This window comes from Singulisphaera acidiphila DSM 18658, from assembly GCF_000242455.2.
In the GTDB taxonomy this organism is placed as follows: domain Bacteria; phylum Planctomycetota; class Planctomycetia; order Isosphaerales; family Isosphaeraceae; genus Singulisphaera; species Singulisphaera acidiphila.
The window spans coordinates 3696396-3717037 of the sequence record NC_019892.1 but is presented as its reverse complement, the minus strand read 5'-3'; the positions used below and the strand labels follow the sequence as shown (position 1 = coordinate 3717037).

The 20642-nt window shown below is 63.2% G+C and carries 20 protein-coding genes; 15 read left to right on the top strand and 5 right to left on the bottom strand.

Features of this window, described 5'->3' with window-relative positions:
* Positions 1-43 precede the first annotated feature (43 nt).
* The 10 genes from SINAC_RS14540 to SINAC_RS40595 all read left to right on the top strand — a co-directional run bounded on the left by SINAC_RS14540 (position 44) and on the right by SINAC_RS40595 (position 9968).
* Complete coding sequence (locus SINAC_RS14540) at positions 44-1000, top strand: sugar phosphate isomerase/epimerase family protein (protein WP_015246397.1); 957 nt, start codon at positions 44-46, stop codon at positions 998-1000.
* Positions 1001-1126: 126 nt separating this feature from the next.
* Positions 1127-2293, top strand: a complete 1167-nt coding sequence (locus SINAC_RS14535) for a hypothetical protein (protein ID WP_015246396.1) — start codon at positions 1127-1129, stop codon at positions 2291-2293.
* 76 nt (positions 2294-2369) lie between these two features.
* The gene (locus SINAC_RS14530) at positions 2370-3326 is read left to right on the top strand and encodes a glycosyltransferase (RefSeq protein WP_020466139.1); all 957 of its coding nucleotides are present in this window, start codon (positions 2370-2372) and stop codon (positions 3324-3326) included.
* A 39-nt stretch (positions 3327-3365) separates the two neighbouring features.
* Complete coding sequence (locus SINAC_RS14525) at positions 3366-4433, top strand: CDP-alcohol phosphatidyltransferase family protein (RefSeq protein WP_015246394.1); 1068 nt, start codon at positions 3366-3368, stop codon at positions 4431-4433.
* The gene (locus tag SINAC_RS14520; RefSeq protein ID WP_015246393.1) at positions 4426-5193 is read left to right on the top strand and encodes a glycosyltransferase family 2 protein; all 768 of its coding nucleotides are present in this window, start codon (positions 4426-4428) and stop codon (positions 5191-5193) included. The genes SINAC_RS14525 and SINAC_RS14520 overlap by 8 nt, the downstream gene beginning before the upstream one ends.
* Positions 5190-5882: a class I SAM-dependent methyltransferase gene (locus tag SINAC_RS14515; protein WP_015246392.1), complete on the top strand. Its 693-nt coding sequence runs from the start codon at positions 5190-5192 to the stop codon at positions 5880-5882. The genes SINAC_RS14520 and SINAC_RS14515 overlap by 4 nt, the downstream gene beginning before the upstream one ends.
* A complete protein-coding gene (locus SINAC_RS14510; RefSeq protein ID WP_015246391.1) occupies positions 5879-7375 on the top strand; it encodes a polysaccharide deacetylase family protein in 1497 nt (498 codons plus the stop codon). Before SINAC_RS14515 ends, SINAC_RS14510 begins: the two co-directional genes overlap by 4 nt.
* Positions 7372-8469: a glycosyltransferase gene (locus SINAC_RS14505; RefSeq protein WP_015246390.1), complete on the top strand. Its 1098-nt coding sequence runs from the start codon at positions 7372-7374 to the stop codon at positions 8467-8469. The genes SINAC_RS14510 and SINAC_RS14505 overlap by 4 nt, the downstream gene beginning before the upstream one ends.
* Complete coding sequence (locus SINAC_RS14500) at positions 8450-9808, top strand: glycosyltransferase family 9 protein (RefSeq protein WP_015246389.1); 1359 nt, start codon at positions 8450-8452, stop codon at positions 9806-9808. The genes SINAC_RS14505 and SINAC_RS14500 overlap by 20 nt, the downstream gene beginning before the upstream one ends.
* Complete coding sequence (locus tag SINAC_RS40595) at positions 9795-9968, top strand: hypothetical protein (protein WP_015246388.1); 174 nt, start codon at positions 9795-9797, stop codon at positions 9966-9968. The genes SINAC_RS14500 and SINAC_RS40595 overlap by 14 nt, the downstream gene beginning before the upstream one ends.
* Before the next feature lie 396 nt (positions 9969-10364).
* On the opposite strand, the gene SINAC_RS14495 is transcribed toward SINAC_RS40595, so the two are convergent.
* Together SINAC_RS14495 and SINAC_RS14490 are read right to left on the bottom strand one after the other, a co-directional pair.
* Entirely contained in the window at positions 10365-10820 is a 456-nt protein-coding gene (locus tag SINAC_RS14495) for a hypothetical protein (protein WP_015246387.1), read from the bottom strand.
* A gap of 398 nt (positions 10821-11218) precedes the next feature.
* Complete coding sequence (locus tag SINAC_RS14490) at positions 11219-12115, bottom strand: SDR family oxidoreductase (RefSeq protein WP_015246386.1); 897 nt, start codon at positions 12113-12115, stop codon at positions 11219-11221.
* A 105-nt stretch (positions 12116-12220) separates the two neighbouring features.
* Here SINAC_RS14490 and soxR point away from each other — a divergent pair, with 105 nt between their 5' ends.
* The 5 genes from soxR to SINAC_RS14460 all read left to right on the top strand — a co-directional run bounded on the left by soxR (position 12221) and on the right by SINAC_RS14460 (position 16576).
* Complete coding sequence (gene soxR, locus SINAC_RS14485; protein WP_015246385.1) at positions 12221-12667, top strand: redox-sensitive transcriptional activator SoxR; 447 nt, start codon at positions 12221-12223, stop codon at positions 12665-12667.
* Positions 12668-13519: 852 nt separating this feature from the next.
* Entirely contained in the window at positions 13520-14200 is a 681-nt protein-coding gene (locus tag SINAC_RS14480; protein WP_020466140.1) for an RNA polymerase sigma factor, read from the top strand.
* 509 nt (positions 14201-14709) lie between these two features.
* The gene (locus tag SINAC_RS14470; RefSeq protein WP_015246383.1) at positions 14710-15393 is read left to right on the top strand and encodes a hypothetical protein; all 684 of its coding nucleotides are present in this window, start codon (positions 14710-14712) and stop codon (positions 15391-15393) included.
* On the top strand, positions 15380-16156 hold the full coding sequence (locus SINAC_RS14465; protein ID WP_020466142.1) for a hypothetical protein: 777 nt from the start codon (positions 15380-15382) through the stop codon (positions 16154-16156). The genes SINAC_RS14470 and SINAC_RS14465 overlap by 14 nt, the downstream gene beginning before the upstream one ends.
* Before the next feature lie 75 nt (positions 16157-16231).
* Positions 16232-16576: a hypothetical protein gene (locus SINAC_RS14460; RefSeq protein WP_015246381.1), complete on the top strand. Its 345-nt coding sequence runs from the start codon at positions 16232-16234 to the stop codon at positions 16574-16576.
* A 406-nt stretch (positions 16577-16982) separates the two neighbouring features.
* On the opposite strand, the gene SINAC_RS14455 is transcribed toward SINAC_RS14460, so the two are convergent.
* From SINAC_RS14455 to SINAC_RS14445, 3 genes are all read right to left on the bottom strand, one after another.
* On the bottom strand, positions 16983-18155 hold the full coding sequence (locus SINAC_RS14455; RefSeq protein ID WP_015246380.1) for a hypothetical protein: 1173 nt from the start codon (positions 18153-18155) through the stop codon (positions 16983-16985).
* The gene (locus SINAC_RS14450; RefSeq protein ID WP_015246379.1) at positions 18152-20227 is read right to left on the bottom strand and encodes a TolC family protein; all 2076 of its coding nucleotides are present in this window, start codon (positions 20225-20227) and stop codon (positions 18152-18154) included. Before SINAC_RS14450 ends, SINAC_RS14455 begins: the two co-directional genes overlap by 4 nt.
* A gap of 143 nt (positions 20228-20370) precedes the next feature.
* The gene (locus SINAC_RS14445; RefSeq protein WP_015246378.1) at positions 20371-20616 is read right to left on the bottom strand and encodes a hypothetical protein; all 246 of its coding nucleotides are present in this window, start codon (positions 20614-20616) and stop codon (positions 20371-20373) included.
* Between the last annotated feature and the right edge of the window lie 26 nt (positions 20617-20642).

Sequence of the window (20642 nt, the reverse complement as noted above, 5' to 3'; positions counted from 1 at the left end):
TCTCAGTGGATCCAAGCTTGGTTCGCCATCGGAGAACTCTCAGATGACCCAATCGGCAACGAATCGAAGAGCGTTTCTGCGGACATCGCTCGCGGGGGGCATCGCACTCGCCTCCGGAGTGGGCTCAACCTGGGCCGCTGACGTGTCGGGCCAGCCGGCGGCCGGCACGATCGGCGACTTCAAGATCTCGCTCGCCCAGTGGTCGCTGCACAAGGCCCTGTTCAATACCAAGGAAATCACCAACCTCGACTTTCCCAAGGTCGCTCGCGAACAGTACGGCATCGAGGCCGTGGAATTCGTGAATTCGTTCTTCAAGGATAAGGCGCACGACTCGGCCTATCTGAAGGATCTGAAAACACGCGCCGACGATCATGGCGTCACTTGCGTCTTGATCATGATCGATGGCGAGGGGGACCTGAGCGCCAACGAGAAAGATCATCGCATGCAGGCGGTCGAGAACCACAAGAAGTGGGTCGACGCCGCCGCAGCCCTCGGTTGCCACTCGATCCGGGTCAACACCGGAGGGAACTACAGCCCGACCGACGTCACGAAGGCGGCCGAAGCTTGCGGAGCCCTCACGGAATACGGCGAGAAGCACAAGATCAACATCATCTGCGAGAATCACGGCGGGCCGTCGAGCAACCCCGATGCGCTCATCGCCTTGATCAAGGCCGTGGGCAAGCCGGGCTTCGGCACGCTTCCCGACTTCGGTAACTTCCCCAAGGACAAGAAGGGGAAGTATACGATCGACGTCTATGATGCGATCGCGCGAATGATGCCCTATGCCAAGGGAGTCTCGGCCAAGAGCTACAATTTCAGCTCCGGTCAGGAAAGCTCACTCGACTACGCTCGGATCCTCAAGATCGTCACCGACAGCGGCTACCACGGCTACGTTGGCATCGAGTATGAGGGCGATCGCCTGACCGAACCGCAGGGAATCAAAGCCACCAAGGACCTGCTCGTGTCGCTTCGCGGCTCGGTTTACCGCCCCAGCGTCTGAGTCTGTGTCTGAGCCAGCAACCCACCGCCTGACTTCGACGCTCCCGTCTTCGGCCCCGAAGACGGGAGTGTCTTCCCGCCCACACCACCCTCCTCCCTATCATCCCTCTTACGAAGAGGCCCGCGCATGATCGCCCCCGAACCCAAGTCGGTCGCGGCCGTCATCACCGAGTGGCGAACGAATAGCCACGCCGACGTGCTCCTCTCGCGCATCCTCGAACCCGAGGCGTGGGGACACCCGAAACCCTTTGGATTGAAACTGGCCGCCGTTTACGCCGACCAGTTCCCGGAGAACGAGCTCTGTCGGTCGTACTGCCAGAAGTACAACATTCCGATCTTTCCGACGGTCAAAGGGGCGATCGGGGTCGGCACGAGCGAGGTGGCCGTCGATGGGGTGATCCTCATCGGTGAGCATGGCCAGTACGCGAGCAATGGTTTGGAGCAGACGCTCTACCCGAGGCGACGCCTGTTTGAGGAGGTCGTCCACGCCTTTCGTCTCTTCAAGAAACGAGTGCCCGTTTTTAGCGATAAACACCTGTCTTATGATTGGCTGTTCTCACGTTGGATGTATGACCTGGCGCGGCACGAGGGGATTCCCTTCATGGCCGGTTCTTCGCTCCCGGTCGCCTGGCGGCTCCCTGCCTTGAACATTCCCATCGGCACTGAGCTGACCGAGGCGATGGCGGTGGGCTATGCCGATCTCGAGGCCTACGGGTTCCACGCCCTCGAAACCCTCCAATGTATCACCGAACGCCGGCGCGGCGGCGAGACCGGAGTGCTCTCGGTGCGCTGTGTGACAGGGCCGCGGGTCTGGGAAGAGGAGAAGGCGGGCCTCTGGTCGAAAGCACTGCTCGACGAGCTGACGCCCGCCAGGCAAGCGGCGTTTCGCGACCCCGGGCCGATCCGGCCGACTCCCAGCGACGCCCTCTTTCTGGTCAATTATCGCGATGGTCTCAAGGGGGCCGTTGTGATGTTGGGTTCGGTGGGCTCGTGCTTCGCCTTCTCCGGCCGTCGCCGTGACGTTAAGGAGCCTGACGCGGCGGTCTTCATGCTGGAGGATCACCGACCGTACGGTCATTTCGGACACCTGCTCCGGGCGATCGAGCAGATGATCGTGACCGGGCACCCCTCCTATCCGGTCGAGCGGACCTTGCTGACCAGCGGTCTGTTGTCCGCCTTGATGCAGAGCCGGCATGAGGGAGGATCGATCATCGCAACGCCCCACCTGGCGGACCTTTCTTACCAGCCGGCCGACTGGCCGTATGCACCAGGGCCGGTGGGAACCCCGGCTTGACCGAAAGGGGGATGCGGCGTATCGTACCCGCGACTCGGTCCCGACATGCGCGGGACTCATTCTGCTGGCACGAGGGATGGACCCCGTGGGTGCCGACCGAACGCACATCCTGGTACTCAACTACAACGGTCGCGAGCTTCTGGCGGAATGCCTGCCGTCGATCGTCGCGGCCGCCGCACGGACCCCAGTTCCCTGCGCGGTCACGGTCGTCGACAACGGCTCGACCGACGGGTCGCTGGAACTGCTCGCCCGGGATTGGCCGAGTGTCGGCCTGATCTGTGAGCCCAATCGGGGCCTGGCCTCGTTCAACGCGGTGCTCGCCCGGTTGGACGAGCCGGTCGTGTTGCTGCTCAACAGCGACATCAAGCTCGCCCCCGATGCCGTGGCACCTCTGCTGGCGGCCTTTGATGAGCATGACGACGCCTTGTTCTCGGCCCCGCAGTGCTGGACCTTCGACGGCGCTGAGTACGAGGGGATGCGGACCCGGGTCCGCACCCGTTATGGCCTGGTTCAAGGCATGTGCCGGGTCCCCGGCCACGAGTCTTGCCTCGATCAGGCTGACCTGACCGCGGCCTCGGGCCCGATCTTGGCCGTCGATCGCAAGAAGTTCCTGGCACTCGGCGGTTACGATCCGCTCTATTTCCCGGGCCGGATCGAGGACCTCGACCTCGGATTTCGCGGTTGGATGGCCGGCTGGAAGGGGTATTATGTCCCGAGCTCGCTGGCCTACCACAAAGGATTCGGGTCGTTCGGGCCGGCGTTCGGACGTTCGGGCTGCGATCGCTTGGCGGCTCGAAACAGCTTGATCTTTGCTTGGAAGAACCTGGGCGGGCGTCGGCTCGCCGCGCACCTGGCCTGGCTCCCGGTGCGGCTGGCCCATGACCTCGCCTCGCGTCGCGCGGATTTCGCCGTGGCTCTTGTGGAGGCCCTCGCGCGACTCGGGCATGTCCGGACGGCTCGTCGTGCTCTGGCTGTGGGGAGCGGTCGCTGGATCGCTCGGCAGGAGGCTTTTTTTCAGCGGTTCCACTGGTGATCGTGGGTTGGTGAATGACCCGTCGCAAGGAGGCGACAAATGCCCCGTCCGACTTTTCCACTGGTGATCGATGCGCGCCCCAGAGGTCCCCACGGACCCCTGGCCGGTGAGCTCGTCCAGGGTCGGTGCGTCCTGGGGCACCTCCTTGACATGGCGAGGAACCTGGACGACGCGACCGTCGTGATCCACGCCCGCCTCGAAGAGCATCCGAGGCTGGGCGACTTGCTCGCCGATCGCTCGGCGGCTCAGTACGTGTTCGCCACCGGCCCGCCGCCCGAGAACGCGACCATCCTGAGGACCGACCGGCTCTACGATCTCCAACGACTCCATCGCGCCTTGCGGAAGGGGAAAGATCCCGAGTCGGCCGTGCTCTGGCGGCTCGATCAACCGCACGGCCTCAGCGGCGCCGAGGCCGAGTTGACCCGGCGGCAGTCGTACCAGCCGCTGGGCCGCTACTGGGCGTTGTTCCCCGCCCAGACGATTGCTCGGCTGTTGCGCCCCACCCGGATCCGACCCAACGCGATCACTTTCGCCTCCGCTTCGCTGGTGGTGGGGGCCGCGCTCGCAGTCGCGTTCTTGCGGCCGACACCATGGGCGCACCTGGCCGAAGCCCTGGCGTTGGCCCTGGCTTTGGTGCTCGACACGTCCGACGGTCACCTGGCCCGGATTCAGGGGACGGCCTCGGAGCTGGGCCGCTGGCTCGATGCGACGCTCGACGAACTGGGCGACATGGCCTTGCACGCCGCCATTGCCTGGTCGGCGTTCGCGAGGGACGGGCATCCCGGCTGGCTCCTCCTTGGTATGCTCTATGGCATTGGTAAGTATCTGTTTGTGGTGACGACCACCGTGGGGCAGACCGAGGAGAAGACCGGCACCGCGCGATCGCCCCACATCTCGCCGGCCGTCACCGCTTCACTGCCTGTGGTCTTGCGTCAAGCCAGGCTGAAGTCGTGGGTTCGTTTGATGGGCCACGCCGATATTCGCTGGCATCTCTGGATCGTCTTGGCGGCCATCGGGCGGCTTGACGCCGCGCTGATCGTCTATGCCGTCTACTTCCCGGTCCGGGCGCTGGGGAGCGGCTTGGGGAAGGTGGTCCGTGATGCCTGACACGCGGATCTCCGCCCTGATCCTGGCCAAGAACGAGGCCGAGAATTTACCGGATTGCCTTGCGTCGGTCGCCTGGGCCGACGAGGTGATCGTGGTCGTTGATCGCGCCAGCCAGGACCGGACGCAAGCGATTGCCGAACAAGCTGCCGACCGTGTTGAGGTCCGCACGTTCGACGATTTCGCCAGCCAGCGCAACGCTGCGCTCGAGCTGGCCTCGGGCGATTGGGTCTTCGCCATCGACGCCGACGAGCGGGCGACCCCTGAACTGGCCGCCGAGATTCGCTGCCTGACCGCCGACCCGAAGCGCTCGCACAACGGATTCCGGGTCCCGATTCGGAGCGTGATCCTCGGCCGTTCGTTCTCCTACTCGGGCACGCAGTATGATCTGCCGCTTCGCCTGTTCCGCCAGGGCGCTGGCCGCTGGGTGGGCGCAGTCCATGAGACGGTGACCCTCGAAGGAACCGTGGGCACTCTGAGCCAGGCGCTGCAGCATCGGACGATTCCCGACATGCAGACCTTTCTTCGTAAGGTCAACGAATACACGAGTCTGGAAGCGATTAAGCTTGAGCGGGAAGCTCGCCCCTATCGCGGGACCGAGTCGGCGCTCCGGCCCTTCTGGACGTTCGCCAAGCTCTACCTGGGGAAACAAGGGTTTCGCGACGGCCTCGAGGGGTTCGTCTTCTGCGCCCTGTCCGGGTTCTCGGTGGCGGTTCGCGACTGGAAGTACCGCGAGCGGCTCAAGATGAGGAGGGCGTCGTGACGGCTTGCCACGAGGCCGAGGTGGCCGCTCAGTTCGACCGGCAGCAGCAACGCTTCAAGGCCACCGTGGCGGTGGATGACGTGCGGCTGGCTGCGTTGAAGAATCGTCTCGAACCTTTGCGCGGCCGGCGTGTCCTCGACTTGGGATGCGGCAAGGGGCGGTTCGCTCGGCCGCTGGCCGAGGCGGGGGCCGAATTGGTCGGGATCGACCTCTCGGCCGCGATGCTGGCCGACGCTTGCGGGATCGCTCGGGTCCGCGGATCGGCCCGGCGCTTGCCGTTCGCTTCAGGAACGTTCGACGCTGTGATCGCGGTCGAGGTCTTCGAGCATCTCGCGGCGATTGACGCGGTCTTGGGCGAAGCACGTCGTGTGCTCCGCCCCGGGGGGATCCTGGCGATCGTGGACAAGAACGCCGGGGCCTTGAACGCGGAACGGCCCTGGCTCCCTGGCCTGGTCGTGAAGCGGATCGATGAGATCCGGGGGCTCTGGATGTATCCGCTCAATAGCCCTGTTCGCGAGCGCTGGTTCTGGCCGGGACGGTTTCGAACTCGCCTGGGGCGTTGGTTCGACGAGGTGCAGGTCGACCACATTCTTTCCCCCAAGGAAGCGGATCGCCGGCTCTTCCGGCAGATCCCTCGCGCTCGCTTGATGACGCTTTGGACGGCGAGGGTTGCCGGGAGTTTTGCATGAATCAGATCTACACCTCGAACTTGCCGTCGTTGCCGCTCCTGCTCTGGGAGACACCTCCGGGACTCGACCTGATCCTGGCGCAGGAGGGGATCCCCTGCTCTCGCGTGCAGGCCACGCACCCCTTGGCGTTCCAGCGCGGCCGCTTCGTGCTCTACGACGGCCGGCGAATCGCGGCGTCCCGAGTTCGGGCCACATTGACCCCCGACCACGTTGCGCTCGACATCGACCTGCTGCGCCAGGAGGATCGCCGCGACCCTTTCCAGGCGTTGGTCGATACGAGGGCCGCGCACCAGTCGTGGCAGGTGACCGGGCTCGCGCTGACCGAGCGTGCCGGCCGAATCCCCAAAGCCGGGATCCGGCGTCGGATCGTGCAACGTCTGCGTCACGCGGTTGGGCAGGCCGGCGGACTCTGGGTGCGGCTGAGCGCCTTCCCGTTCCCCTACCGATCGGCGTTTAACTTTCGGGCCGACCTCGATGAATCGGTCCCCGACGACTACGCGCGATTTGCACGCGCCCGCCGCCCTTTGGAGGATTGCACGACCCACTTTGTCAGTACGCGGGCCTACGGCGAGCATCCTGCGGTGCTCACCGACTTGCTCCGGTTCGATAGCCAGTCGCACGGGCATCATCACGTCATCTACCGCGACCCCGCTGCGAATCGGCGCAACCTGAGGCGGGCCCACCGCACGCTCGCGGAGTCCGGGATGACGCCCGTCGGCTTCGCCGCGCCGCACGGGCGTTGGAATGCCGGGCTCGATGAGGTCCTCGAAGAACTCGGATATCTTTATTCTTCCGACTTTCAGCTCGGCTTCGACGACTTGCCGTTCTTCCCCTGGCTTGGCGATCGGTTCTCGACGGTGCTCCAAATCCCAATCCACCCCGTCTGCGAGGGGCTCTTCATCGAAGCGGGGGCCGACAACGGCCGGGCGGTTGCGCAGTATCTTGCCAGGGTGGTCCGGTCCAAGATCAACGCCTGTGAGCCTGCGTTCGTCTACGGTCATCCGGAACGCCGGCTCGCTCGGTTCCCCGAGGTGCTGGCCGAACTGGCGGCCGTGATCGCCAACGAACCGTATGTCTGGCGAGCCACCCTGACCGACTTTGCCCAGTGGTGGCGTTGGCGGGCCGAGCGGCGGTGGTCGGTGCTACCGAAGCCGGAGGGGCGATTCGAGATTCAGTTCGACGACTGGAGCGGCGATTTCCCCATGGCCGTCGAGATCGTCCGTGGCCAACACGTGGCGACGGTGCCCGTCACAGGGCCGAGAACGATCGTCCACCTCGAGGATCTCGCCTACGAGCGTCGCGAGGTCCGAGCCGACCTCCCTGCTCCGACCGTCGTCCGCCGGACCCCGAGCCTCAAGTCGGCTGTCCGCAAGGCGCTTGACTGGGAGACGGTTACCCCGCTTGCGGATCTCCCCTCGAGCACGCTGACCGATCGGGTCAAGAAAGGGCTGCGATGGTGGCGTGACGAGCCGAACGGGAGGGATACGAAATGAGAGCGATCCAGCCTTCGGCCTGGACCTCCGCGCGATCGCAAGGGGCGATGAAGCCGGATTCGGTCCTCTTCCACGCGCCGACGTCTGCGTTCCAGGCTCCGGGTGGTGGTGAGAACCAACTTGTCCAGACCGGTAAGCAGCTCGAAGACCTTGGCGTTACCGTTCGACTTTTTTCCCCTTGGATCGACCGGCTCGAGGAGGCCCGCCTCCTGCACCTGTTCGGGATGTCGCGGGAAGGGCTCGAACTGGCTCGGGTGGCCCAGGCGCGGGGGATCCGCGTGGTGCTCTCGCCGATCTGCTGGTACGAGCCGCGAGCGATCGCCTTCCTGGCCCCCAACCGGACCCGTGAAGTTTTCGACCTCGCGAAGCTGGTCGTCAAACGGGTGGCTCCCCGGTGGCCGAGCTGGCGTCGGGCGCTTCTGAACCTGGCCGATGTGATCCTGCCCAACTCGGTCGCCGAGGCCGGTCAGCTCATCCGGCTGTTCGCGATCGAGCCGGGCCGGTTTCGCGTGGTCCCCAACGGCGTGCAGTCGACGTTCACTCACGCCTCTCCCACCCTCTTCAGGTCGGAATACGGGACCAGGGATTTCGTGCTCTACGTAGGTCGGATCGAACCGCGCAAGAACGTTCTGCGGCTGGTGGAGGCGGTTTCCACGGCCGGCTTGCCGCTGGTCGTCATCGGTTCGCCGCCGCCCGGATGTGAAGCCTACGCGGCCGCCTGCCGCCGGGCTGGGGACCAAGACGTCCTCTGGATTGACGCTCTGTACCACGACAACCCGCTCCTGGCCTCCGCCTACGCAGCGGCTCGCGTCTTTGCGTTGCCGAGTTGGTTCGAGACGCCGGGCCTCGCTGCCTTGGAAGCCGCCCTGGCGGGCTGTGCCGTTGTGATTACGCCCTTCGGATGCACGCATGAATACTTTGGTGAGCGTGTTGAGTATGCTCGCCCTGATCGCCCCAGGCAGATTGCTCGGGCGATTGTGAAGAGCTGGGAAGCGGGCCCGGACCCTCGCCTGGCCTCGCACGTCGGCTCGCGTTTCCTCTGGTCGGATGTGGCCCAGCGAACGGCGGAGGTTTATGACCAGATCGCCGGCTGAGCCCAAGCCCGTTCCCGTACGCCGTTACCGCTACAGCAAGCTGAAGTGGCGGATCCTGGTCCACGCGATCGACGCGGCCGGATCGCTCGGCATGCGCCTTTGGCGCAAGTTTCGCCCTGCGCCTCAGGTCGAGACGCCAAGGCGGATCCTTGTGGTTCAACTCGACCACCTGGGCGATGCCGTGTTGAGCAGTCCGCTGCTGGCCCGTTTGCGCGTGGCTTATCCCGATGCGACGATCGACGTCCTGGCCTCGCCGAGCAACGTCGAGGTCTTCCAGGCTGACCCGAACGTCGATCACGTCCGGCTCGCCGCGCGCAACTGGTTTGCACGCAGACGTCGACACTGGGCCCTGGGCACCGCGGTCTGGGAGCTCGGTTCTCGTCTCCGAGGCGCGGGCTACGACCTCGGAATCGACGTGAGAGGCGACGTTCTCTCGGTCCTCGTCCTGGCCCTGGCGGGCATCCCTCGCCGGGTCGGCTGGGCGATGGGTGGGGGTGGGTTCCTGCTCACCGACATCGCCGATTGGGTGCCGGGCCGTCACGAGGTGGCTTCGCGTCTCGCACTTCTCGAAACGCTCGGGATTCCTGACGATGAGCCCGCGCGGGTTGTCGTGCACTCGACGGATCACGACCGTGTGCTCGTCGGCCAATGGCTGCGTGACGATTGGCCCGAACGAGCGCCCAAGGCGATGAGCCAGTCGTCTACGCGAAGCCGGGGTGAGCGCTACGTGGGGGGGCGTGTGAAGACCCTCGCCGCCGTGTCGGAGCCAACGACCTGGAGCGACGAGGGCGACTGGCTGCACGCCGGCCGGTTCGGTGCTGAAGCTCCTTTGCTCGCTGTGCACCTTGGTGCGGGGATGGCCGCGAAGCGCTGGCCGGCCGAGCACTGGCAGACGCTGCTTACCCGCTTCCTCGACGACGGCTGGCGTGTCGTTCTGGTCGGCGGTTCCGAGGACACACCCGTCGCCGAAGGGATGATCCCCCACGCCAATCTCCGCGATTGGACCGGGCGGTTGACCGTGCCCCAGACGGCCGCCTTCCTCGAACGCGCCGACCTGTTCGTCGGTTCCGACTCCGGCCCTGCGCATCTGGCGGCCTGCGCCGGGATCGCCTCGGTCGTCCTCTTCAGCGGTACGAACCGCCCCGGCCAGTGGCGCCCCTGGTCCCGCCGTTCCCTGGTCTTGCGCCACAAGGTTCCGTGCCGCCCCTGCCATCAAAAGGTCTGCCCGCTGGCCGATCACCCTTGTATGGCTGGCCTGCAACCTGAGCGGGTCTATCGCGAAGCCAAACGCTGGTGGGCCCGGATGCACCGTGAGGAATCGCCCCATGCACCGATCTGAACTCGACCACCCGTCCGCACTTGCACGCCCCTTCGATTGGCGAGGCTGGCTCGTCCTGGCCTGGGTGCTCTGGTTCGGCCTGCTCTACGGCAAGATGGTTATCGAGAGCCGGGGACACCGCGTTCGTGAGCTCGTGCCGCACGCGCAAGTCTCCCCCTGATTGATGCCGAGGTCCATTATCGTGGGTGGTTTCCGCCTTGGGGCAGGCCTGGAATCCTCTTCCGATTCATGGGCTGGATGGCTGGGCAAAATGTCTGGTTCGTAAAAAAATGCTTAAGTGATGGCGTGTCGTGATTTTTGATGCTCTTGACGCGAACCGTTACTGTTGGCATCAACTTGGAAGTGCCCGGCGTCTGTGTGTAAAAGATATTCGGACTTGCGAAATTGCTGTCTTGTTTGTCTGCTCGGGCTGAGCCGAGATGCCGGGCTCTTGGACGGCTACCATGGTTAACCTTGGCGTTGCGTGCCAGCCGATGCGATGATGTTCGGGGACGTAGCTTGTCGGAACACCTCGTTCAGGGGATCGTAGGACCCGGCATTTCTGTTTCGATGATCGTCAAAGGCTCCCTTGTGGTTCTTCCTTCTCCTTCGCCAACAACGACTCCGCTTCCAGTCGTTTCCACTGGGTGTCCATGTAAAGCATGAGATCGACTTCCCCGCCCTTGAACAAGCGGGCTGTCTCCGCCTCCCATTTCTTCACGCGGTCCAGATGGGCCTGAACGGCGGCGATCCGCTCGGCCTTGTTGCCGCTTGCATTGCGTTCTTCCTCCATCAGGCGGAGTGACCAAAGGTCATGATCGCCTCGCGCAACGCCCCTCTCTTGATTCAACTTCATGACGGCGAACGCTTGGCGGGCCAGTTCGAGCCGGGCTTTCGCCAATTCCTTCGGCGATTGCAGTCCGATCGGGGCAGGCTGCCCCAATTGATTCGATTTTGGCTGTTCTGACGGTGCCTGACCAGAAATGGCGACCAGGATGACAAGGCTGAAAAGAAGCAGAACTCGTTTGGACATGATATCCCCCTGTTGTTGATGCCGAATTGATGTACGTTACAACTCAGAGAGCTCCTTCGCGAGTGTTTTCCAGGGAGAAAGCGTCCTGGGCCGACGTGTCTCGAGGATACCGGTCTGGTTTCTCCCCTTCCCCCTCCTCTTCCAATCCGTGACGGTCAGGACTTTCATCGGCGCACAAGTCCGAGAGTAAGCCTTGCGGCCATGGGATGCACCCCAACGCCTTGGACCAAGCCTCAACCGTTGCGTCCTGACGTTGGGGAGTCCCCACGGTCCACTGGCTTATCGCAGCGACGCCAACACCGGGACGTGTAACGCCTATTTTGCCTATCGATAAAATCGAATGTAAAGAATTCATGAAAAACAAAAATGTTTTGTTTTTCATGAATATATGGGTTGGATTAGGATTTCTGAGAGGGAGAGTTGGAGTTTTCGGAAGCCCGTCGGAAGTCGTCTGCGTGATCGATCGCCCACTCGCGGAATGTGTGCGCCGGTGTCCCTGTGATCTCCGCAACCGTATTTGTGATCGGTGTTGGTTCGTCAACCAGTTTTGACCAGACCTCGAGCAGGACCTCCACGATGGGGGGCGGCATGAACGCGCGCATCTGCTGTCGCGCGGTCTCCGGTGAGATCTCCTCGAATCGCAAGGGGCGGCCGATTGCTTCGCCGATCGTCCGCACCTGGTCTGCCTGGGTCAGGGGCTCAGGGCCGGTCAGCACGTATTTCGCCCGTTCATGCCCCGTCTCGGTGAGTGCTCGCGCTGCCACGGCGGCGATATCCCGCTCGTGGATCGGTGCGGTGACCGCCGCGCCGTACGGCCAGCGTACAACATCGCCTACCCGGATCTGCGGTGCCCACCATCCGCGGGCGTTGGTGGCGAACGCGCCGGGCCGCACGAAAGTCCATTCCAGCCCGGACCGCTCGATTAGGTGTTCGAGATCCGCGTGAATCTTACCGATGAGATTGGTTTGCTGTTCGACGTCGTCGCGGATGGCCGACGATGAAAGGAAGACGATGCGTCGCGCCTGCTTTGCGACCGTCTCCAAGAATGCTGGCGCGGTCTCAGCGGAAGTTGGGGAGCTCAGGAGAAGGAATACGGCTTCGACCTCTGCCAAACACCCGTCCAGTGAACGAGGGACGGACAGGTCGCCGCGCACGACCTCCACCCCTGCCGGCAGGTTGGCGGTGTCCGGGTTACGAGTCAGCGCACGGACTCGGGCCCCCGTCCTGAGGAGGTCAGAGACCACGCGTCGGCCCACATTTCCGGTTGCCCCAGTGACAAGAATGACGCTGCCCATGTTCATCCTCCATGGCTCGATTCGGGTGATTCCGCCTCAGACAACCCGATCCTACAAGTTCAAGTGAACTTGAAGTCAAGAGGTAAGACGTGATATTTTCGGGCCATGACCGATCTGCTCACCATCACCGAGGTCTCGCGGCGCAGTGGAGTGGCGGCCTCGGCGCTCCGGTTCTACGAGGAGCGCGGCCTGATCAAATCCGAACGGGCGGGTTCGGGGCATCGTCGATACCCACGGGACGTCCTCCGTCGGATCGCCTTTATCGTCTTCGCCCAGCGGATCGGGATGACGCTGGAGGAGATTGGTGTGGAGCTGACAAGGTTGCCGCAAGATCGGGTGCCTGAGGGCTCGGACTGGGCCGAACTCTCGGGTGCCTGGGTCGGCCGCATCGACGAGCAGATCGCCGAGCTCCACCGGCTTCGGGCGGGGCTGACCGGATGCATCGGCTGCGGTTGCCTGTCGCTGGATCGGTGCGAGTTCGCGAACCCCGGCGACCGTGCCGGCCGCTACGGCTCCGGTCCACGCTACTGGGTCGGCGACTCGCGACGTTAGGCAGAGCGGGAGTCGCCCTCATTGCGGATGCGTTCACGACCCCGTTGACGTGACGAGACAAAGCGTTGCTTCGCTCCTCGCAGATCTCCCAATTTCGGCATGCCTCTGTGCGATAACCGCCTTGGTCCCGTTCCCAGGGATCGCGGGCGACCCGCCCGTATTCTTCTTATCAAGTTCGAAGTTTTGCGGGTCAGTCACACTTCGCGACGCTCGCAACCTCGCCTCGATCACACCACGGCTTCGATTTCGATCCACCCCAATCGAACGTGGATGGTCCGCGTGCGTCCGTCACTTCTGTCCGATTCAGGGCAATCCCCATTCCGGTGACGGTGTTTACGGCCAGGCTGTCGGGACCACGCTCGCAGATTCAGATTCTGCGGTAACTTGGCATCTCAAGGACCGACGACTGTTGATTGGGGCTAACATCGGAGGACTTGCAAATCGAAACAATTGAAGGCAAGAAATATAGGTGTATTCGATACGTGAAAAGAATTCTGTTGCAGAAATTGCAGCCACGTTATAGAAATCATGCTGGCTAAGGTTTAATTAGGCCAGTGCGGTAATGTATAGTGAATTGAAAACAACGCGAGCCTGGAAGGCGGAGCCCCGCTCGATTGAAGAGGGATAATGCGTGGCGACTGCCCGCGAAATGATTGAGGACGTTGGTGAATGGGAGGTGTTATCCTCCACGCGATCGCCTCACCCTTCATCGTACATGCCACCCAGGAGATGGTGGGTCGGAACCGAGGCCGTGTCGATCCGCAGCTCCAGCCGTATATCGCGTGGAGACGGATATGCGGTTTACGTTTTTCGATAGGCGAGGTGATGAAAACAAGTACGGATGGAGACACAATGACTTTCCCGTCCTGCGAGCAGATCGCCCCCGAGCTTCTCCAGCAGGTCCGGGCTTATTTGAAATGTCGGGCCGGGGAGGTTGCGCCGAGCCTGGAGATGACGCACGCGTGGGATCAGTTTTTCCGTGCCTTCTCCTCGCTGATCCGACGTTCGATTGCCCCCTGGGAACTCGGGGAGCAGGATCGCGAAGATTGCACTCAGGAGATCTGGAAGGAAGTTCTCCTGCATTTGCAGGGTTTCGGCGACTCCGAGATTCCCCGGCGTCCGAGGAACTGGCTGTCGGTGGTGGCCCGGAATAAGGCGGTGGACGTGATCCGCCGGAAGTGTCGTCGTCCCATGGCGAGCCTGAGCACCGAGGTACTTGCCGGCCTTCGCGACGGTCGTGCCGAGGACCCGGCCACCCTCCTCGAACGAGAGGTGCTTTGCACGGCGGTGCGCGCGGTGGTGGCGCGGCTGCCTGATGTTGTTTCGGAGAGTAGCTTCCGGGTCTTCTTGCTGCGCTGGGACGAGGGGCGGTCGATGGCGGAGATCGCCGCGGCGCTGGGGATGACGCCGGCGCAGGCCCGCTTTCGCTATCATCGTGTCACGAGGACGCTGCGCCGCCTCCTGGAATGCTCGCTGCATCGACTTCCTGTCAGGCTGGGGAGGTTGGAAGCCGTGGTGTCGGGAGATCTCTGAAGTCCTCAGCAGGCCAGCAGACGGGAGGCCTACCTGCGCCGCTCGTCGCTGAGAAATCCGGTGGATCTCGGCAATGATAGGGATCTGAGTCATCGTGGTCTCTGCCATTGCTCTCTGAGAACCCTTGGGAATTTCGCGGAAAATAGTGCGCAACACTCCGGCGCCGGCCGCGACTTCTTTGGTGGACAACGAGCGTGGGGCGAGCAGGCTCGCACCGGCGGCCTTGGCCGCAAGCGATGCCCGCCGAATGGACCCGATCGAAGCAACGCTCGGACCCGTCTCAACGATCGATCGGCCATGTCCCGATCCAGGCCTTCCCTTCCGAGGCCGCTCCCTTCGCCTGATCCAACGAGGTGATCGGGGCGTGGAGCCGAACAATCAGAAGCGTTCCTCGCTCGTCCCGGAGCTCTCCCCCTAGCGTCCGGACGTCTCCGACGAATGTCCATCTCCGCGGGCGGAGTGGCAGAGTTCGTCGGTACAGAGACCTTCATCGAGACAAGGAGACAGACGTGCAGTATCAAATCAACATCAGTATCGATCAAGGTGGTTTGACGCAAATTTACAATGCCAACCAGTACGTCACGCTTGTGAAGAGCGTCCAGTCGAATCCTGTCTCCTCGGGCAACCTGCCCGTCGCCTGGATCGCTTTTCAGCCGCTCGAGGTGAACGAGATTACCTGGATTGAGAACTATTTCCTCTACGCCACCACCACGGTCTTGCAGTCCGGCGCCACGATCTCAATGACCTCGCAGACCAACGACGCGATCCAGGCCGGCTGGCTATATACCTTCGCGCAGGGGCAGTTCACCGGGGCTTCGGGCACCGGCAGCACATTTAATTTGAGCAACCAGATGCCGAACCTCCCTTTCAGTTTCGGCCTGGCTCAGCAAGCGACGGTCAACAGCGTGAAAACGTTCGCCCCGCTGAACGCGGTCCCGGTTCTCTACAACGAACAGGCTTCGTTCACACCGCAGGAGCAGGTCTCGATCTTCCTCTCGTCGTACAGCAACAACGGCAGTGTGATCAGCCAGGTCGCGAGCACCGCCCTGACGGTGATGCTGTCGAGCCAGAATCCGACCGTGAACGTCGGGTTCAACGACTCCAATAACACGTTCTTCCAGAATTCGCTGTCCGGCCGGCTTGCGGGGCGGCTCCGATCGTCCCGGAGCCAGCTCGAAGGTGCAGCGCGATGATGAAGCCGACCTGGGCCGAGAGGCGGCTCGACCGCCTCTCGGCCCGGGAGGATGCGCTGTCGATCGGGCCTGCGGGCGACCGATCGACGGCTCGCCGTTCGTCGATCAACATCAGGAGGAGTCACTCTCCAGAGTCATGACGTACACAATCAGCATCACCATCGACTCGGCTGGCCTGAGCACGATCAACGCGGCCGGCCAATCGGTGGCGCTGATCAGCAACATCATTGCCCAGGCGGCTCTGATCCGCGGTACTACGCTGCCGATCACCTGGCTTGTCTTCAAGCCGCTTTCGAAGAACGTGGTGACCTGGAACGGAGACTGCTTGCTTTACGCTACAGCCACGCCCCTGCAGTTCGGCGCCACGATCCAGATAAGCGGGCAGACGAACAACCCGATCCAGCTTGGTTGGCTGTACACGTTCGCGCAGGGGCAGTTCACCGGGGCCTCGGGCTTGGGCGACACCTACAACCTCGATAACCAGATGCCGACGCCTCCATTCAGCTTTGGCCTGGCCCAGCAGGCGACGGTCAACAGCGTGCAGGCGTTCGCCCCGCTGAATGCGCTTCCCGTGCTCAATAACGAGACGGCCAACTTCCTACCGACGGGGGAGATTTGGCTCTTCCTCACATCGATCGAGGAGTGTGGCACCGTTATGGAGGCGGTCCCGGATAACGCGCTGAGTATCAGCCTGACGAGACAGCAGCCAGCAGTGAATGTTGGCTTCAATGATTCCACCAATACCTTCTATTTGAATTCATAGGTCACGGGGAGCGTGGGAGCCTGGAGAAGGCCGCCATGCGATACCGCCGGGCCGAACCTGGAGTGGGAGAGCACCATGCGCAACCTGCAAATCGCCATTTCGACCCTGGAGCGGGCCGGCTACAGCCAGCCCAGTCAGGCCAACGCCTTCTATCCGGCCAACAATCAGGACGATCACATTCACCTGGGCGTGCCCACCTCGTACCTCGATGGCACGAACCAGAGGTTTGCTGAGCCGGGCAACGTGTTCGTCACCTATATCTCCCTGAAAAAGGACGGTGTCTTCTGGTTCAAGCTCCTTCATGACGATGTGACGGGGTATTTCTCGTTCCCAGAAGGCAAAGGCATGGATGACCTGCCGGTGGACTGGCGTCGGGCTCTCGAAGCTTTGAACATGATTCAAAGTCATGTTGTGGCCTAGGGAATCAAAGCGGATGTCGCTCCCTCTTGACATAAGCCTGAGTGTTCGTGCTTAATTAGGCGTTTTCGGCGGGGCCACTTCCTCTCCCAATACAAAGGCTGAGGAATGGGCTGACACCGGCTCTGACTTTGTGGCTGGAAATCGACGGGCCACGCCTTGGAACGAGGCTTCAACTCCCGGAAAGGCCGGTTTCGTCGTGCCTCCGGCTCGCTTGTTGACGTCGAAGATTGGGCCGAGAGTTCAGAAAGTCGCCCGGCCGTAATTCCGCGTGGAAGATCGCAGGTCCGAGGAGTTGGCAGGAGGCCGAGGGAATTACGGCTGGGCTGGTCGCGCGACTGGTTTCGGAGGATCTTGGCTCGGCCGGTCCGGCCAAGATCCTTGAGGGCTTACCGAGTGAGCTCTTTCTTTAATAGTTGAAAGTCGCTTGCAGAACGATGCCTTGCTGCCAGAGCTGACCGACCGAGGGGGGGGTATTGGCCGTCGAAGGAAGACTGTCCAAGGCCCAAAAGCGCTCGTACTGGTAGCCCAGGAAAAATCGTGTGGCACTGTGGGGTGAGGGTTGCCAAGTGGCGCCCGCCCGGACGTTGAGGATCGGCGAGTCCTGGGTGCCGAAGCGGCGTGTTTCGCCGGGCAAGGGCCGACCATCCGGGCCGAGTGTTGTGGACCGTGTGAGAAATCCGACGTGGCTTCCCTCGAAGACGCTGGCAAAATCGGCCCGGAAATCAAGCGACCACCCCGTATCCCCCAGGTGGCGGACCAGATCCAGCGCAGCATGTGGGCCGGCCCCGGCGATGTTGTTGTATTGTCGCGCTTGGAAGATGCCGTTGTAGGTCGCTGATTGGCCGATGGGTGCGCTCAGCCGTGAGTCAAAGAACATGAAGAGGGAACGAATCCCGAGCGTCCATTTCATGTCCCAGTCGGGTCCGAGGGAGTATTCGCGGCTGTTGTAATCGAAGTCGATCATGTCGAAAGCAAGCCGGCTGTTGAGGGTTGAGGTTCCCTGCGCGCCTGGGAGGCTCCCCCTGCCCTCGGTTCCCAGATGCCGGTAGGCCACCATGAATTCGCCAAACCCGGAGGGGAGGCGATAACCGAGAAAGACGCGGGGAGATACGGCCCAATCCAGCGGGGCGCTGGGAAGTGCCACGGTGGTCGAGGTCCTGTTCGCCCGTTGCGCCTGGTTCCTTACGGTGCCACTCAACCCGTTGAGGATGTGTGGCTTGAGGATCTGAAGCTCGATCCCGGAGAACCAGCCCGGGGGGGATTCCGGGCTGTCGAGCAGCCGGTCAGGAACAAAATAGGGCGCATCCACGCGCAGGGCTCCCATCGAGGGGGGCGGGGGCGGCGCGAACAGGGAGGCCGGCAGGTCGCCGGGCTTGGGTAATGCCTCGAGGACTCCGCCGCCAATACCGACATCCCCCTCGGCGGGCAAAGGCGCAGGGAGTGCGGTTGGCGCAGGGTCTTCGGCGAAGAAGGCTGCGTGGTGGGCCGTGGCTTCGCCGGGAAGGGCTTGCGCAAGGGCCACGTCGGAGAACGCGAAAGCGACGGCACCAGCCAGAAGTAGATGTGTCATTTTGATCATGACAAACTCCTTGAACTTGCCGCGCTCGAGGGTCGCGCACGGTCCGTCGCGAAAGGCGGTTCAGAGGGGCGCACTGCCGGTGGAATTAGGGGGGGCGTTGGCGGCACGTCAGGCTGGGGCTCGCGAACCGGCCGGGTTTGTTCCAGGCCGTTTGCCGACGGGCCTGGATCCGTCACGCTCGCGCTTGGGACCGGCATCGTGGCGGGCCGTACTTCGCTCGGTGAACTGGCCGTTTGAGGATGAGGACATGGCAAGGGGTGCAGCGCGTCGAAGTCGGGCAGTTGCGGGAGTTCCAGCGGCTTGCCGAGTTGGTACAGGTCGTCCGTCTGGATGAAGTTGGCTACGTTCACGACCGAGGTCCAGAGGGATCCCAGGACGCCCAGGTAGGCGGTGACGTCGGCGACGAGCATTTGCTGGGCCTGCACCAGGTCTCCGAAGGCCACGCCCGGGTCGATCTTTCGCCGTTCAAAGACGCCTCGGTAGTAGCGCACCTGGTCGGGCAGGATGTTACGGCGGTAATACTCCATGGCAAGCAGGTTGGATTTGTAAGGGGCATAAGCGGCGGCGAGTCCGTTAGTCAGGGCCACCTCGACCTGGTGCGGTCCCTCGGCGGCTCGAACCAGGGTGGCGGAGGCCGCGCGGATGTTACCCTGGTTCCTGTCCCAGATCGGAAACGGGATGCCGACAGACAGGGCGTGGAAATTCTGGAACGGAAAGACGGTGTTCTCTTTCCAGATGTCGCCGCGAACCTCGACGTCGGGTACGGGAGTGACCTGGGCAAACTTGAGGTCGTAACGAGCCCCTTGCAACGTGTTGCGAGCGGTGAGCACGTCCGTGTGATTGCGGAGAACGTGGGCGAGGACGGCGTCGTAGTCGTAGTGCGGGATGAGCCGATCCACCTGCCCTTCGACTGCGCTGAGCGGCAACTGCTTCAGGCCCATGTCGGCGACGAGCTGCTTCCAGGCATACACATAGTTGGCAATCGCTTGCTTGTACCCGAGGCGAACGATGAAGGCCTGGGACCGCAGGGCCGCAGGCTCGTGGCTGGCGGTAAACCCACCCGCTAGCAGGTCGGCCTGGAGCCGGAAGATCTCGTCGGTGAAGTGGGCCAGGGCTTTGTTGACGCGGAGCGTTTCCCTGGTGACCAGGAGATTGTAGTAGTCCGTCCGAATCGTGGTGGCCAGGTCGAAGCGAGCCCGCCTGAGTGCCAGCTCCGCGTTTCGAAAATTCATCTGCGCCGACGCGGTCTGAAGTTTCAGCTTGCCGCCGGTCTTGATCACCTGGTCGATGAAGACCCCTTGCGTACCGGTCGCCGTGTTGTTGGCGTTGGGGCCAGCTTCGTAGCCAATCGTCGGGTTGGGATAGAGGCCGGCCTGTTGCATGACCCCCTTGGCCGTTTCGACGTCGGCTGCCGCCTGGCGGAGCGCCGGGGCGTTGGCGGCCGCAAGTTGTTGGAGGTCCGCCAGGGTATACGGGCGGCCGTTCGGGCCAAGCAGCGGCGCGGGTTCCTCGGGCAGTGGGGGCAGTTGCGGAAAGAGCCGGGTGACGGCTTCTGCACGCCCCGCCTGTTCGTCGGGGAGTTTGACAAGCGGTGTCTCCGCCCCCGGAATCTCCTTTGGAATCGCCAACTCGAACTTGCGGAGCGGTGGCGCCGTCTGGCCAGGAGGAGCCCGGTCGACCTGGGTGAAGGAGGTTCGAGCGACATCGTCGGGGGGCGATTCGGGACTCTGTCCACCTTGGCCTGGAGTCGTGGTCACTGGCGGCGGACCGTCGGTGCGCGGCGGGTTGTCGACCGGTTTCGGTACGGTGGCCGGCACCGCGCCGAACGGACTGGAGGCTCCATCGGGCGGGGGCAAGGGGAGTGGCCGTTCTTGGCTCGGAGCACTGGACGCTGGCGCCGCACCCTGCGGAGTACGCGGGGCGTCGACCGGTTGCAGAGTGGGAGCTGGCGCTTCGTCAAAGGGATGGGTGACGATGGCGGCCACGGACTCGTCAATCATCCGCAGTGACGGTGTGTGACAACCGCTCATCAGCAGAAGGAGGCCGACCAACACTGGCTCACGCATCGACATCGCAGGGTCTCCGTACCCCGAGGCCACGGGTATTAGGGCAGTCGATTCAGCGATGCTCCCTCTGCCGGTCTCGAACGAGATCCGGCCCTGATGGTGTTTGCCTGGGTTGTCCCGGTCGAGCGGCTGCGAACAGCCATCTCAACTCAACCCGCTTCGAGCCGCTTCGGGTCTGTCACGTCGGGGAGCTGCCAGCGGCTCAGGTAAGCCGCAAGCACTTCTTCGGCGATCGCTGACTGAGAGATCCGCCGCATCGCGGACTCAACACCGAGGCGCTGAGCCGTCTCGACGGCAAGATGGAGAGTCACTTTGACCGTAGCCGCACTTGCAGGTGAATCGTGGCTCTGGCCTGTCTCGTTGCCTGGTCGCTGCTTTGTGGTTTTTTGTCCCATTGTGCTTTACCTCTTCAACTCTTTGC

What these genes read in the sequence shown, in the direction of transcription:
- SINAC_RS14460 (WP_015246381.1), top strand. Translation starts at nt 16,232, where the DNA reads ATGCGCAACCTGCAAATCGCCATTTCGACCCTGGAGCGGGCCGGCTAC.
- SINAC_RS14480 (WP_020466140.1), top strand. Translation starts at nt 13,520, where the DNA reads ATGACTTTCCCGTCCTGCGAGCAGATCGCCCCCGAGCTTCTCCAGCAG.
- SINAC_RS14455 (WP_015246380.1), bottom strand. Translation starts at nt 18,155, where the DNA reads ATGATCAAAATGACACATCTACTTCTGGCTGGTGCCGTCGCTTTCGCG.
- SINAC_RS14510 (WP_015246391.1), top strand. Translation starts at nt 5,879, where the DNA reads ATGAATCAGATCTACACCTCGAACTTGCCGTCGTTGCCGCTCCTGCTC.
- SINAC_RS14520 (WP_015246393.1), top strand. Translation starts at nt 4,426, where the DNA reads ATGCCTGACACGCGGATCTCCGCCCTGATCCTGGCCAAGAACGAGGCC.
- SINAC_RS14530 (WP_020466139.1), top strand. Translation starts at nt 2,370, where the DNA reads ATGGACCCCGTGGGTGCCGACCGAACGCACATCCTGGTACTCAACTAC.
- SINAC_RS14490 (WP_015246386.1), bottom strand. Translation starts at nt 12,115, where the DNA reads ATGGGCAGCGTCATTCTTGTCACTGGGGCAACCGGAAATGTGGGCCGA.
- SINAC_RS14495 (WP_015246387.1), bottom strand. Translation starts at nt 10,820, where the DNA reads ATGTCCAAACGAGTTCTGCTTCTTTTCAGCCTTGTCATCCTGGTCGCC.
- SINAC_RS14505 (WP_015246390.1), top strand. Translation starts at nt 7,372, where the DNA reads ATGAGAGCGATCCAGCCTTCGGCCTGGACCTCCGCGCGATCGCAAGGG.
- SINAC_RS14500 (WP_015246389.1), top strand. Translation starts at nt 8,450, where the DNA reads ATGACCAGATCGCCGGCTGAGCCCAAGCCCGTTCCCGTACGCCGTTAC.
- SINAC_RS14540 (WP_015246397.1), top strand. Translation starts at nt 44, where the DNA reads ATGACCCAATCGGCAACGAATCGAAGAGCGTTTCTGCGGACATCGCTC.
- soxR (WP_015246385.1), top strand. Translation starts at nt 12,221, where the DNA reads ATGACCGATCTGCTCACCATCACCGAGGTCTCGCGGCGCAGTGGAGTG.
- SINAC_RS14445 (WP_015246378.1), bottom strand. Translation starts at nt 20,616, where the DNA reads ATGGGACAAAAAACCACAAAGCAGCGACCAGGCAACGAGACAGGCCAG.
- SINAC_RS14450 (WP_015246379.1), bottom strand. Translation starts at nt 20,227, where the DNA reads ATGTCGATGCGTGAGCCAGTGTTGGTCGGCCTCCTTCTGCTGATGAGC.
- SINAC_RS14525 (WP_015246394.1), top strand. Translation starts at nt 3,366, where the DNA reads ATGCCCCGTCCGACTTTTCCACTGGTGATCGATGCGCGCCCCAGAGGT.
- SINAC_RS14535 (WP_015246396.1), top strand. Translation starts at nt 1,127, where the DNA reads ATGATCGCCCCCGAACCCAAGTCGGTCGCGGCCGTCATCACCGAGTGG.
- SINAC_RS40595 (WP_015246388.1), top strand. Translation starts at nt 9,795, where the DNA reads ATGCACCGATCTGAACTCGACCACCCGTCCGCACTTGCACGCCCCTTC.